Annotated in this window: 11 protein-coding genes; 4 read left to right on the forward strand and 7 right to left on the reverse strand. The window is 62.0% G+C overall.

Features of this window, described 5'->3' with window-relative positions; translation table 11 throughout:
* Positions 1 to 56: 56 nt before the first annotated feature.
* Positions 57 to 995 (reverse strand): LysR family transcriptional regulator, encoded by a 939-nt coding sequence (locus ACOSV0_RS31835; RefSeq protein WP_434111406.1) that lies wholly within the window; start codon positions 993 to 995, stop codon positions 57 to 59.
* A gap of 185 nt (positions 996 to 1,180) precedes the next feature.
* Between ACOSV0_RS31835 and ACOSV0_RS31840 the strand changes: the two genes are divergently transcribed.
* Both ACOSV0_RS31840 and ACOSV0_RS31845 read left to right on the forward strand, forming a co-directional pair.
* The gene (locus ACOSV0_RS31840) at positions 1,181 to 1,960 is read left to right on the forward strand and encodes a putative hydro-lyase (RefSeq protein WP_434111407.1); all 780 of its coding nucleotides are present in this window, start codon (positions 1,181 to 1,183) and stop codon (positions 1,958 to 1,960) included.
* Positions 1,961 to 2,048: 88 nt separating this feature from the next.
* On the forward strand, positions 2,049 to 3,350 hold the full coding sequence (locus tag ACOSV0_RS31845) for an MFS transporter (RefSeq protein WP_434111409.1): 1,302 nt from the start codon (positions 2,049 to 2,051) through the stop codon (positions 3,348 to 3,350).
* A gap of 21 nt (positions 3,351 to 3,371) precedes the next feature.
* On the opposite strand, the gene yjfF is transcribed toward ACOSV0_RS31845, so the two are convergent.
* The 5 genes from yjfF to ACOSV0_RS31870 all read right to left on the reverse strand — a co-directional run bounded on the left by yjfF (position 3,372) and on the right by ACOSV0_RS31870 (position 9,317).
* The gene (gene yjfF, locus ACOSV0_RS31850) at positions 3,372 to 4,478 is read right to left on the reverse strand and encodes a galactofuranose ABC transporter, permease protein YjfF (protein WP_434111411.1); all 1,107 of its coding nucleotides are present in this window, start codon (positions 4,476 to 4,478) and stop codon (positions 3,372 to 3,374) included.
* Entirely contained in the window at positions 4,475 to 5,506 is a 1,032-nt protein-coding gene (locus ACOSV0_RS31855) for an ABC transporter permease (protein WP_434111413.1), read from the reverse strand. Before ACOSV0_RS31855 ends, yjfF begins: the two co-directional genes overlap by 4 nt.
* Entirely contained in the window at positions 5,503 to 7,113 is a 1,611-nt protein-coding gene (locus ACOSV0_RS31860) for a sugar ABC transporter ATP-binding protein (RefSeq protein WP_434111415.1), read from the reverse strand. Before ACOSV0_RS31860 ends, ACOSV0_RS31855 begins: the two co-directional genes overlap by 4 nt.
* Positions 7,114 to 7,336: 223 nt before the next feature.
* Positions 7,337 to 8,323: an ABC transporter substrate-binding protein gene (locus ACOSV0_RS31865; RefSeq protein WP_434111416.1), complete on the reverse strand. Its 987-nt coding sequence runs from the start codon at positions 8,321 to 8,323 to the stop codon at positions 7,337 to 7,339.
* Positions 8,324 to 8,717: 394 nt separating this feature from the next.
* The gene (locus tag ACOSV0_RS31870; RefSeq protein WP_434111418.1) at positions 8,718 to 9,317 is read right to left on the reverse strand and encodes an alpha-ketoglutarate-dependent dioxygenase AlkB family protein; all 600 of its coding nucleotides are present in this window, start codon (positions 9,315 to 9,317) and stop codon (positions 8,718 to 8,720) included.
* Positions 9,318 to 9,461: 144 nt separating this feature from the next.
* On the opposite strand from ACOSV0_RS31870, the gene ACOSV0_RS31875 reads away from it, so the two are divergent.
* The gene (locus tag ACOSV0_RS31875; protein ID WP_434111420.1) at positions 9,462 to 10,046 is read left to right on the forward strand and encodes a malonic semialdehyde reductase; all 585 of its coding nucleotides are present in this window, start codon (positions 9,462 to 9,464) and stop codon (positions 10,044 to 10,046) included.
* A 23-nt stretch (positions 10,047 to 10,069) separates the two neighbouring features.
* On the opposite strand, the gene ACOSV0_RS31880 is transcribed toward ACOSV0_RS31875, so the two are convergent.
* Positions 10,070 to 10,399, reverse strand: a complete 330-nt coding sequence (locus tag ACOSV0_RS31880) for a hypothetical protein (RefSeq protein ID WP_434111422.1) — start codon at positions 10,397 to 10,399, stop codon at positions 10,070 to 10,072.
* Between the two features lie 367 nt (positions 10,400 to 10,766).
* Here ACOSV0_RS31880 and ACOSV0_RS31885 point away from each other — a divergent pair, with 367 nt between their 5' ends.
* The gene (locus tag ACOSV0_RS31885; protein WP_434111424.1) at positions 10,767 to 11,930 is read left to right on the forward strand and encodes a metallophosphoesterase; all 1,164 of its coding nucleotides are present in this window, start codon (positions 10,767 to 10,769) and stop codon (positions 11,928 to 11,930) included.
* Positions 11,931 to 11,943 lie beyond the last annotated feature (13 nt).

The raw sequence follows: 11,943 nt of genomic DNA on the forward strand, positions 1-11,943 counted from the left end.
ACGGCAAATGGCATAAGACGAATGACATGTTTGGCGTGTTTTTTTGATAGCCCGCCTCAGCGCCGCTCGATCAACTGGCGCCCCATCGCCTTCGCATACTGATCACACGCGCTGCGCGCGACGCGTGATGCCGCCAGCACGCCCACGTCGGCGTCATCCCGGTAGTACATCGCAATATCGATCGGCGGCGGCAACGGACGCACCTGCAATTGCCCCAGTTCGCCGCTGCTCAGGAAAGGTTCGACGAACAAGGCCGGCACTGCCGCAATCCCATAACCGTCGCGCAACAGTTTCACGATCACCGCCACCGACGGCATGCAGGTCACCTGCGTATCGGCAAACGGCACACCGGCGCGCGTCGCGAGCGTCTCCACGATCGCTTCCACCGCGATTTGCGGCGCGGTGCCACGGCCGAACGTCAGCACGGGTTTCTGCAATACCGTCTGCACATGTTTCGCGCGGCTCGCCGGAATCAGGTCGTTGCGCGCGATCCAGCGCACCGGATAACTCGCCAGCAAGGTCGAAACGATCGACGCTTCATGCTCGCCGGTTTCCTCCACCTGAATGACCAGATCCAGTTCGCCCGCGCGCAGCCGGGGTCCCAGTACGGCGCTCGAGTCGACCGTCAGGTCCACGACGATGCGGTTGTACTCGGCATTCAGCATCCGGATGTAGTCCGGCAACCAGCTATGCACCACCGTTTCGACTACGCCGAGCCGCAGCCGCTTCGCCACCTGGGTTCCGTCCTGCGCGGCCAGTTGCAGCGAGCGCGTGGCCTGCACCACCGATCGCGCATGCGCAAGCAGCCGTTCGCCGTGCTCCGTGAGTTGAAATTCCGCCGCGTCGCGCTCGATCAACTCGACGCCCAACTCCGCTTCGAGCGTTTTGATACGTAACGAAATCGCGGCGGGCGTGGCGTGCATGGCAGCGGCGGTCGCACGAAAACTGCCTAAACGGGCGAGCGTCAAAAACGTTTCGACAAAGCGGGTATTCATTGCATTCACTCTCCCGAGAGCGACCCAAAGCATTCGATCAATACCGCAAAACTTATCGTAAAACGGCTGACACGCCGTTAAGTTTAATTTAACGAAACACAAGAATAACTCGCTGGATGGATATTTTTGGCGTTACTAATCTGGACTCCATCAGTCAACCGGACCTAGCTGGAGTCGAGCCGTTCATGTCCTACACGCCATCCGAGTTTCGTCAGCAGATTCGCAGCCGCCGCCTGTCCGGGCCGACTGCGGGCTACTGTGGCGACTATGCGCAAGCCAATCTCGCCATCCTGCCCAGCCAACACGCCGACGACTTCCTGCGCTTCTGCACGCTCAATCCGAAGGCTTGCCCCTTGCTCGGCATCGGCGAACCGGGCGAATGGCGCGTCCCGTCGCTCGGCGCGGACCTCGACATCCGCAACGACGTCCCCGCGTTTTACGTGTACCGCCACGGCGAACGAGCCGAAGAAGTGCGCAGTCTCGACGAACTATGGCGCGACGATCTGGTGGTGTTCGCGATCGGCTGTTCGTTTTCGTTCGAAGAAATGTTGCGGCGCGAAGGCATTGCGCTGCGCCATATCGAACAGCAGGTCAACGTGCCGATGTATCGAACGCATGAACGCAACGTGAGCGCAGGCGTGTTCGGCGGCAACCGTGTGGTCTCGATGCGGCCGATGAAAGCCGCCGACGCGATTCGCGCCATCCAGATCACCAGCCGTTTTCCCGCGGTGCATGGCGCGCCGGTCCATATCGGCGATCCCTCGCTGATCGGCATCCGCGACATCACGCGGCCCGATTTCGGCGATGCAGTCGAGATGCGCAGCGACGAGTTGCCCGTGTTCTGGGCCTGCGGCGTCACACCGCAAGCCGCGATAGAAAGCGCGCGCTTGCCGTTCGCCATCGCGCACAAGCCGGGACACATGCTCGTCACCGATATTCCCAACACCACGCTGGCGATTCTCTAGCCGCGTCGTTATTTCCCGCTATCTCAACCACAATCAACCACAAGCCGCGCAGCAAGATGCGGCCACCGACTACGACCGGAGCCCAGGCATGAAAACCGAAGCGCAACTCACCGCAGACACTGAGCGCTATGACGCGCCCGGCACAGGGAAAGGACCGTTCGCATGGTATCGGCAGATTTCCGTGAGCGAGAAGCGTGCGTTCTGGAGCTGCAAGATCGGCTACGTGCTCGATGCGATGGACACGCAATTCCTGAGCTTCGTGATTCCGACGCTGATCGCGACATGGGGCATCACACGCGGCGACGCCGGCCTCATCGGCACGGTCACCCTGCTTAGTTCGGCGCTCGGTGGTTGGGCGGCCGGCGTGCTGTCGGATCGCATCGGCCGGGTGAAAACCTTGCAGATCACGATTCTGTGGTTCGCGGTGTTCACGCTGGCTTGCGCATTGGCGCAGAACTTTTCGCAGTTGCTGTGGGCGCGTGGACTGATGGGACTCGGCTTCGGCGGCGAGTGGACGGCCGGTGCGGTGCTGATCGGCGAAGTGATCCGTCCGCGTGATCGCGGCAAGGCCGTGGGTCTGGTGCAGGCAGGGTGGGCGATCGGCTGGGGCGTGTCGACGCTGCTGTTCATGGCCGTATTTTCATTGGTACCGGCCGATTACGCGTGGCGCGTGCTGTTCGCGATCGGCATTGCGCCGGCACCGTTCGTCATCTGGATTCGTCGCTTCGTCGATGAGCCGGAGGTGCATCGGCAGCAGAAAGAAGCGCAAAATGCGGCACAAACGCGTCCTTCGCTGCTCGATATTTTCCGCGGCGATATTGTCTGGACGACGCTGCGCGCGTCCATTCTCGCGACCGGCGTGCAAGGCGGCTACTACGCGGTGACCACGTGGCTGCCGACGTATCTGAAAACCGAGCGGCATCTGAGCGTGATCGGCACCGGCAGCTATCTGGGCGTGGTGATCGCCGGTTCGTACTGCGGCTATCTGACGGGCGCTTACGTCAGCGACAAGATCGGCCGTAAGCGCGCCTTCATTACGTTCGCGCTGGCCTCGTGCGCGATCGCGTTGATCTACACGCAACTGCCGCTCGATAACTTCGCGATGCTCGTGCTCGGCTTTCCACTCGGTTTCTGCGCGTCGGGTATTTTCTCGGGGATGGGCGCGTTCCTCACCGAGCTGTTTCCGACACGCATTCGCGGCTCCGGCCAGGGGTTCTGCTACAACTTTGGGCGGGCCGTCGGCGCGACGTTTCCGTTCCTGATCGGCTACGTCTCACAGACCATGACGCTAGGCCACGCGATCGGCGTATTCGCCGCGGCGGCATACGGTGTCGTGATCCTCGCCGCGCTGACGTTGCCAGAAACGCGGGGGAGAGAACTCCGCGCCTGAGTCGCATACCACGCAGCCGTGCTACAACGCCTGCTCCGGCGCGCGTCCGATCGCATGTGAATCGGACGCCGCTGCGGCGTCACCTCGCCCGCGCTCACGCTCGCGGCCGGGTGTCACGACAGCACCGGTTCCGCCAGGACGTCGCGCCGATTTGGCATGCCGTTCGATCAGCCGTTGCAGCAGGCAGAAAGCACACAGCAACGCGCCGATCACGATACGGGTCCACCACGAACTGAGCGTGCCGTCGAAGGTAATCAGCGTCTGGATCGTGCCCAGAATGCCGACGCCGAACAGCGAACCGATCACATAGCCGACGCCCCCCGTCAGCAAGGTTCCGCCGATAACCGTCGCCGCGATCGCATCGAGTTCCATCCCCTGCCCTTGCAGGCCATAACCCGATAGCACATAGAACGTGAACACCGCGCCGCCGAGCGCCGAACAGAAGCCGCTCAGCGCATACACGCCGATCCGCGTATGCGCGACCGGCAAGCCCATCAGCAGCGCCGAGCGCGGATTGCCACCCACCGCATACACGTTGCGCCCAAAGCGCGTGAAATGCGCGACATAGATCGCCGCGACAAGCGTGATAAGAGCGATCAACACATTGGCCGTTACCGAGCCGACGCCGATATTGAGCCGAAACGCGGAGATCTTCTGGAACGTCGGATCGTTGATGGTGATCGACTGCGTCGTGATCAGAAAACACAGACCACGCGCGAAAAACATGCCGGCCAGCGTGACGATGAATGCCTGCAGGCGGAAAAAGTGAATCAGTGCACCCTGTACTGCGCCGAACACCGTGCCCATCAGCAACACGATCGGCACAATCAGCCAGACCGGCAGATGCATATGCTCGGACAGCACCGCTTCGACGATGGTGGTCAACGCCACCACCGAGCCTACCGACAGATCGATTCCGCCGGACACGATCACAAACGTCATACCGATTGCGACGATCAGCAGAAAGGCGTTATCGACCAGCAGATCGAGCAGTACCTGCCAGGAGAAAAAGCCGGTGTACATCACCGAGCCAAAACCGAACAGCGCGCAAAACAACAGGACGGTGACGGCGATCGGCAACGTGCGCGGATCGACGATATGGGCCCAGGCGTCGAGAAGTCGTCTCATCGCACCACCCCGCGCTGCGTGAAGAGCGACATGGCAAGCGAGCGCGCCGAGGGCGACTGGATCACACTCACTGCGAGCACCACGGCAGCCTTGACGACGAGCGTCGCTTCCGGCGGCACACCGATCGAATAGGTCGTGTAAGTGAGCGTCTGAATGATCAGCGCGCCTAGCACGGTACCTGTCAAACTGAAACGGCCGCCGAGCAGCGACGTGCCGCCGAGCGTCACCGCCAGAATCGCGTCGAGTTCGAGCAGCAACCCTGCGTTGTTGCCGTCGGCGCTGCGCACGTTCGAGCTGATGAGGATCCCCGCCATCGCGGCAGTCAGCCCCGAGAAGCCGTACACCGCGAATACCAGCGCTTTCGAGCGCAGGCCGACAAGACGCGTCGCCACCGGATTGACGCCGATCGCGCGAATGAAGAGCCCGAGCGCGGTGCCTTCAACGAGCACCGCGGTGGCGAGCACCGCAACGCTCGCGATCCACACGGAGCACGGCAAGCCAAGCCAGTAACCGCCGCCGACGAACAGATAGCCCGGTGCGCCGATCGGAATGATCTGCCCCGCCGTCAACAGTTGCGCAATGCCGCGGCCGGCGACCATCAGGATCAACGTGGCGATGATCGGCTGCATGCCGACGAACGACACCAGCAGCCCGTTCCACATGCCACTCAATACGCCGACGATCAACGCCGCGATCAGGGCCTGCGCGATCACTCCGGCGCTGGGCTCCGCTTGCGTGGCGAGTATCGTGGCCGCGGCGGCCCCGGCAATCGCCACGACCGCGCCAACCGAAATATCGATACCGCGTGTCGCGATCACCAGCGTCATGCCGGTCGCGACCAGCACCAGCGGCGCAGCGCGATTCAATACGTCGATCGGCGCGCCGAACAGATGGCCGTCGAGCATCCTCAGAGAAAGAAAATTTGGATTCACCAATAGGTTCAGGGCGCACAAGAGCACCAGCGTGACGCACGGCCAGATCAACGGACGCTCCGCACCGTCGCGCACGAACCAGTTCGATAGCTTCATTCGCCGCTCCCCGCGATGAGTCGATAAATATTGTCTTCGTTCGATGCTTGACCGGCCACTTCGGCGATCTTGCGGCGGTCGCGCAGCACGGCCACACGGTGGCTGACACGCAGCACCTCGCTGATCTCCGACGAAATGAACAGGATGCTCAGCCCGTTCGCGCACAGCGCCAGCAAGCGGTCCATGATGTCGAACTTCGCAGCGACGTCGATGCCGCGAGTGGGCTCGTCGAGAATCAGGAGCTTGGGATTCGTGGCGAGCCAGCGTGCGAGCAGCGCTTTCTGCTGATTGCCGCCGGAGAGCAACCCGATCGGCTGTTCGGCGTCAGTCGCCTTGATGCCAAGACGCTCGATCCACATGTCCGCGATTTCACGCGCGCGATTCCGGTTGATCTTGCGCCACCAGCCGCGCCGCGCTTGCAATGCCAGCAGAATGTTCTCGCGGATCGACAGTTCGGCGACGATGCCCTCTTTCTTGCGGTCTTCCGCGCAATAGCCGATACCGTGACGCACGGCGTCCCGTGGCGAACGCAAACGCACGGACCGTCCGTTGATCAGGATCGTGCCGCTGTCAGCACGGTCCGCCCCGAACAGCAGCCGTGCGGTCTCCGTGCGGCCCGAACCCAGCAGACCGGCAAGGCCGAGGATTTGCCCCGGCTGCACGTCGAGGTCGATCGGTTGCAATGTGCCGCGGCGTCCGACGCCGCGCAGTTCGACGAACGGCTGAACCGCCGCCTTACTCTCTGGCCCCTCATGGGCAACGTGCCCTTCATGTGCGGCTTCGCGCAAGCGCGCACTCATGCGCTCGTGACCGACCATCTTCGCGACCAGCTGGTCGGCCGGCAGATCTCGCGCGAGGTATTCGCCTTCACGCTCGCCGTTACGCATCACGGTGATCCGATCGGAGATAGCGTAGGTTTGCTCGATAAAATGCGTGACAAACAGAATGGCGATACCCGATTGCTTAAGATGCCGAAGTATTTTGAATAGCTGGGCGACTTCGCTGTCGTCGAGGCTGGAGGTCGGCTCATCGAGGATCAGCACGCGTGCGTCGACCGAAAGCGCTCTCGCGATCGCCACCATCTGCTGCACGGCGATCGGATAAGCGTCGAGCGACCGAGTGACGTCGAGTGTGACGTCGAGACGACGCAGCGCGGCCTGTGCGCGACGCTTGATGTCGGGCCAATCGATTGCGCCGAAACGCCTGGGCTGCCGGCCGGCAAAGATATTCTCCGCCACCGACAGGTTCGGGCACAGGTTCACTTCCTGATACAGCGTACGCACGCCGGCCGCCTCGGCCTCCTGCGGCGACGCAAACGCCACGATCTCGCCACCCAGACGAATCGTGCCTGCATCAGGCGCGACTACGCCCGTCAGCACATTGATCAATGTCGATTTTCCGGCGCCGTTCTGCCCCATCAGGGTGTGAACCTCGCCGGGATACAGGCAGAAGTCGACTTGCTTTAGCGCTTTCACGCCCGGAAATGTCTTGCTGATACCGGCAGTAGCCAGAATGGGCTCGCGTGCATTCGAGGCGACGCCTACGCGAGCGTCGCCTGTCATGACTTTCGTGGCCGGCGGATTTGGTTCCGATGCGGGATGCGTCATAGACCTCGCTCGATCGGCGCTTCGTTGGTCGGATGGGCACAGGCGGGCCAGCTTGGCACCGGCCTGTTCGGCGGAAAAGAGACCGCCTGCTGCCGAAGCAGCAAGGCGGTCAGGCACCGCTGGAGAAACCCTGCTATCTGTCCGTACTTCGCTTGTGTCTTACATCTATCGTACGGATGGCTAATCAGTTAGCTATCCGTACTTTGCCACGATGCTGTCCGCCTCAATACTTGCGTGTCGGCAGAGTCTGCGCCGCGACGCTCATCGGGAAGACCGTTTCCTCCGTCAGGATGCGCTTGGGCAGCGGCTTGCCGGCCACTACGTCCTTGACCGCCGACATCAGTTGCGGTCCCAGCAACGGACTGCACTCCACGTCGACGTTCATCTTGCCCGCGGCCATTGCCTGGAAGCCGCCCTTGGTCGCATCGAACGAGACGACGGTGATGTCCTTGCCCGGATGCATGCCGGCCTCTTCCATCGCCTGGATGGCGCCGAGCGCCATATCGTCGTTATGCGCATAAACTACATTTATTTTATTTCCATAGGTTTTTATAAACGCCTCCATCACCTGCTTGCCACCGGCAAGTGTGAAGTCGCCGCTTTGCGAGGCGATAATCTTGAACTTGGGATCGCTTTTGATCACCTCGATCAGACCGGAATGTCGGTCGTTGGCAGGTGCGGAGCCGACCGTTCCCTGAAGTTCGGCGATGTTGATCGGGCCCGCATCATTCTTATAGTGATCGGCAAGCCAATGACCACCGCGGCGGCCCTCTTCCATGAAGTCCGAGCCGATCATCGTCACGTAGAGCGACGTATCCTTCACGTCGATGTTGCGGTCGGTCAGGATCACCGGAATTTTTGCGGCTTTCGCTTCGCGCAGCACCGGCTCCCAGCCGGATTCGACGACCGGAGAAAACGCGATCACGTCGACTTTCTGCGCAATGTATGAGCGGATCGCCTTGATCTGGTTTTCCTGCTTTTGCTGGGCGTCGGAGAATTTGAGCTTGATCTTCGCGTCCGCCGCCGCGGATTTCACCGACTCGGTGTTGGCGGTTCGCCATGCGCTTTCCGCGCCGACCTGCGCGAAACCGAGTGTGATCTGTTTGTCCTGCGCGTAAGCGCCCGGCGTTGTCAGCGCCAGCGCACCGATGCTCGAGCAAAGCGCGAGTGCGCCCAACGCACGGCATGCGGCGCGTCGTGTATTCGCCATGACTGTCTCCTGATCGTTGTTGTGTAGGCGATCCATCGAACCCGCCCAGCGTTTGCGGCCCTCATGGTGCGTGGATCGTGCTGTAGCGTAGTGTCTGGGGCGTTAACCGTCCAATCATATGATTCGCGCAGGCGATACCAATTTCGGTATAGCGGGCGGGTTCGGCTTTGCCATGGACGCGGGTAATGCTGTGCGGTTCGCTCGGGGGTGGGTGGCGCTGGAGTGTCGCGTGGTAGATGCTTTTATGCGCTTAAGTGCTCGGTGTCAGGTTTGAGCGGGCAGTGAGTGGTTTTGGGGCTTCGGGCTTCGGGCTTCGGGCTTCGGGCTTCGGGCTTCGGGCTTCGGGCTTCGGGCTTCGGGCCAAGGCTTACATGGCCGACGGCCAACCCGCAAGCTAGCGATTTGCCCCGCGCGGCATCACCCAGCGAAACGTCAGATTGATTCGCTCACCCGCCACACGCGGCTCCTTCGGCACGCGATGCCACCAGTTAGCCTGCGTATCGCCCCGCATCACCAGCAAGCTGCCGCCCTTCAGCGAAAACGACTGCACGACGCCGGTCCCGTTGTGCCGTAAGTCGAAAGTGCGCGCGACGCCCAGGCTGATCGACGCAATCACCGGCCGGGCGCCGAGCTCCGGCTCGCGGTCCGCGTGCCATCCCATGCTGTCGGTGCCGCTGCGGTATCGGTTGATCAGCACGCTGTTAAAGCGCGCGTTGCAGGCCGCCTCCACAGCGGTCCTGAGACCGGCAACGGTCGGGGTCCACGGTTGAGGCACGTTGCGAATTCCGGAGTAGACGTAGACCGCGTCCGGCTCACCCTGCCAGGCCGTCAGCCGCGGCAACGGCACGCGACCGGCAGGCGTGCCCATCATGTCCTGACGCCATTCCACTTCGCCGATGAGTTGCGTTAAAGCCTGCGCCGCCGCTTCGGGGGCAAGCCACTCGGGGTACCAGTCGACGTCGGGCGCCGGAAGGTCATCGAAAAGATCCGCCATGAGATGGTCTGAATGCGATTGCACACGTGGCACGTGCGCGAGTAAGAACCCTGGCTATTATGGCGGCAACGATGGCGACGCTCACGCCTGCGGCTTGCGCTGTCATTCACCTTTTTCACCTGGCTACTTCAACGGACTACCACCATGACACTTTCCGATCAGGCTCTCGACCAGCTCTTTCGCGAAGCGCGCACACATAACGGCTGGCAGGCCAAACCAGTCGACGACGCCGTGCTCAGGCAAATCACCGAACTCGTGCTGCTCGGGCCGACCTCGGCCAATTCGAGCCCCGGCCGCTTTGTGTACGTGAAAACGCCCGAAGGCAAAGAGAAGCTGCGCCCGGCTCTCTCGCCGGGCAATCTCGAGAAGACGATGGCAGCGCCGGTCACGGTAATCGTCGGGATGGACATGGCGTTTTACGAGCATCTGCCGAAACTGTTTCCGCATGCCGACGCCCGCAGCTGGTTCGCCGGCAACGACAAGGCAATCGCGGATACGGCCTTTCGCAATTCGACGCTGCAGGGCGGCTATCTGATTCTCGCAGCCCGTGCGCTCGGCCTGGACACGGGTCCAATGTCAGGGTTCGACGCGGCCAAGGTCGACGAAGCGTTCTTCTCCGGCACGACCGTGAAGTCGAACTTCCTGATCAATCTGGGCTACGGCGATCCGTCAAAGCTGTTCGCGCGCAGTCCGCGCTTCTCCTTCGACGAAGCCGCCCGGATCGTCTGACAGGTCTTTGACAGCCGGTACGTTTATCTGAAGATTGCAACATAAAACACGACTGCGCCGATCAACGCGCCGATGAAGCAGAAGCCTTCGTCGGCGTCGTCGCCATTGGAACGCAACCACGCGCCGACGACGCCGAACAGTCCCGCGATGCCGAGCGCAACGCTTAGCATCACGACGTCGAATAACGCGTTTTTGCCCAACTCGGAGAAGTCGATATCGCGTACGCCGAAATACAGAGCGAGCGCCATCAACGATATGCCCACCAGCGGCAGCATGACGTGGCTGCCCTCTCGTCCGACGTGATGCCCATGCAGCGCGCCGCGTACGTGATTGCCTGATCCAAGCAGTTTCATGATGCGTCTCCTGCCTCGCCCTCAACCGGCGACAACGATCCATTACCGGGCCGCGATGGCCCTGAAACAAACCCGTCCTATTTGAGAATAGTCCACGCACAACACAATTCAAAGCCCATTTAATTAGAGCACTGCAGCAGTTCAGACAGGCAGTGCGCGACAAGGCAAATTGCTGCAGCGCGCCACCTGCGTGCCGGGTCGAACATGAACGTATTCGACCGTCCCCTGGGAGCAAACCTGGTGCCTTCGGCAAGGGGTTCCACATCTCGGTAGAATGATCCGGCTCGTCCGCTTTTTCATGGTTGCGGTTGGCGAGCCACCGCCGATTTTCCGCTCATATCGGCCCCTTCCCGCCTCTATCCTCCCTATGCGCCGCTCATCGTTTCTTGTTCGAATCATTCTGATTGGCATCCTGCTGCATATCTATGTCGGATTTCGGTTGATTCCCGACATGCCGGTCAATGCCACCGGCCGATGGCTGTGCGCGTTATGGCTGGTGCTGTCGATCTTTCTGATACCGCTCGGCATGCTGGCGCGCACCATCAAACAACAGCCGCTCGGCGACCGGCTCGCCTGGGTCGGCCTGCTGGCGATGGGGTTCTTCTCATCGCTACTGGTTCTGACGTTTGTGCGCGATCTGGCGCTCGCCTCGCTGCTTACCGTCGATGCAATCTGGCCGAACACGATTGCGATCGCGCACTGGCGCATCGGCACGGCGGCGGCGGTACCGTTGCTTGCTTTGCTCTCGACACTCGTCGGCCTGTTCAACGCACGGCGCCGCGCCAGGGTGGTCACGATCGAAGTGCCGATCGACGATTTGCCGCCTGCACTCGACGGCTTCACGATCGTCCAGATCAGCGATATCCACGTGGGTCCGACCATCAAAGGCCGTTATGTAGATGCGATCGTCGACGCGGTGAATCGTCTGAAGCCGGATCTGATCGCCGTCACCGGCGATGTGGTAGACGGCAGCGTGCCGCAACTGACCAGGCACACGCAGCCCCTGTCGCGACTCAGTGCGCGTCACGGCGCGTTCCTCGTGACCGGTAACCACGAGTATTACGCCGGCGCGAACGCCTGGATCGACGAATTCCGGCGCCTGGGGTTAAACGTTCTGCTTAACGAGCATGTGATCGTGGAACACGACGGCGCGCGTGCCGTGATTGCCGGAGTGACTGACTACTCGGCGGGCCATCACGACCCATTGCATCGCAGCGACCCCGTTGCGGCCCTCGCCGGCGCGCCGGGCGACGTGTTGATCAAGGTGCTGCTCGCACACCAGCCGCGCTCTGCAGAAGCAGCCGCAGCAGCAGGTTTTACGCTGCAGCTATCCGGCCACACGCACGGTGGCCAGTTCTTCCCGTGGAATTTCTTTGTGCGCTTCCAGCAGCCGTTCACGGCCGGTCTCGCACGACTGAACGGCCTGTGGGTCTACACAAGCCGCGGCACCGGCTACTGGGGACCGCCGAAGCGCCTTGGCGCCCCCTCGGAGATCACGCGATTGCGCCTTGTGCCCGGCGAGCCCGACTGAAACGCCGAATTTG

The sequence above is a fragment of the Paraburkholderia caffeinilytica genome (assembly GCF_051027425.1).
GTDB lineage: Bacteria > Pseudomonadota > Gammaproteobacteria > Burkholderiales > Burkholderiaceae > Paraburkholderia > Paraburkholderia caffeinilytica_A.

Bases quoted from the DNA above. Each gene is read 5' to 3' on its own strand.
- ACOSV0_RS31870 (WP_434111418.1), bottom strand. From the start codon at position 9,317: ATGGCGGATCTTTTCGATGACCTTCCGGCGCCCGACGTCGACTGGTAC.
- ACOSV0_RS31845 (WP_434111409.1), top strand. From the start codon at position 2,049: ATGAAAACCGAAGCGCAACTCACCGCAGACACTGAGCGCTATGACGCG.
- ACOSV0_RS31880 (WP_434111422.1), bottom strand. From the start codon at position 10,399: ATGAAACTGCTTGGATCAGGCAATCACGTACGCGGCGCGCTGCATGGG.
- ACOSV0_RS31860 (WP_434111415.1), bottom strand. From the start codon at position 7,113: ATGACGCATCCCGCATCGGAACCAAATCCGCCGGCCACGAAAGTCATG.
- ACOSV0_RS31865 (WP_434111416.1), bottom strand. From the start codon at position 8,323: ATGGCGAATACACGACGCGCCGCATGCCGTGCGTTGGGCGCACTCGCG.
- yjfF (WP_434111411.1), bottom strand. From the start codon at position 4,478: ATGAGACGACTTCTCGACGCCTGGGCCCATATCGTCGATCCGCGCACG.
- ACOSV0_RS31875 (WP_434111420.1), top strand. From the start codon at position 9,462: ATGACACTTTCCGATCAGGCTCTCGACCAGCTCTTTCGCGAAGCGCGC.
- ACOSV0_RS31855 (WP_434111413.1), bottom strand. From the start codon at position 5,506: ATGAAGCTATCGAACTGGTTCGTGCGCGACGGTGCGGAGCGTCCGTTG.
- ACOSV0_RS31835 (WP_434111406.1), bottom strand. From the start codon at position 995: ATGAATACCCGCTTTGTCGAAACGTTTTTGACGCTCGCCCGTTTAGGC.
- ACOSV0_RS31840 (WP_434111407.1), top strand. From the start codon at position 1,181: ATGTCCTACACGCCATCCGAGTTTCGTCAGCAGATTCGCAGCCGCCGC.
- ACOSV0_RS31885 (WP_434111424.1), top strand. From the start codon at position 10,767: ATGCGCCGCTCATCGTTTCTTGTTCGAATCATTCTGATTGGCATCCTG.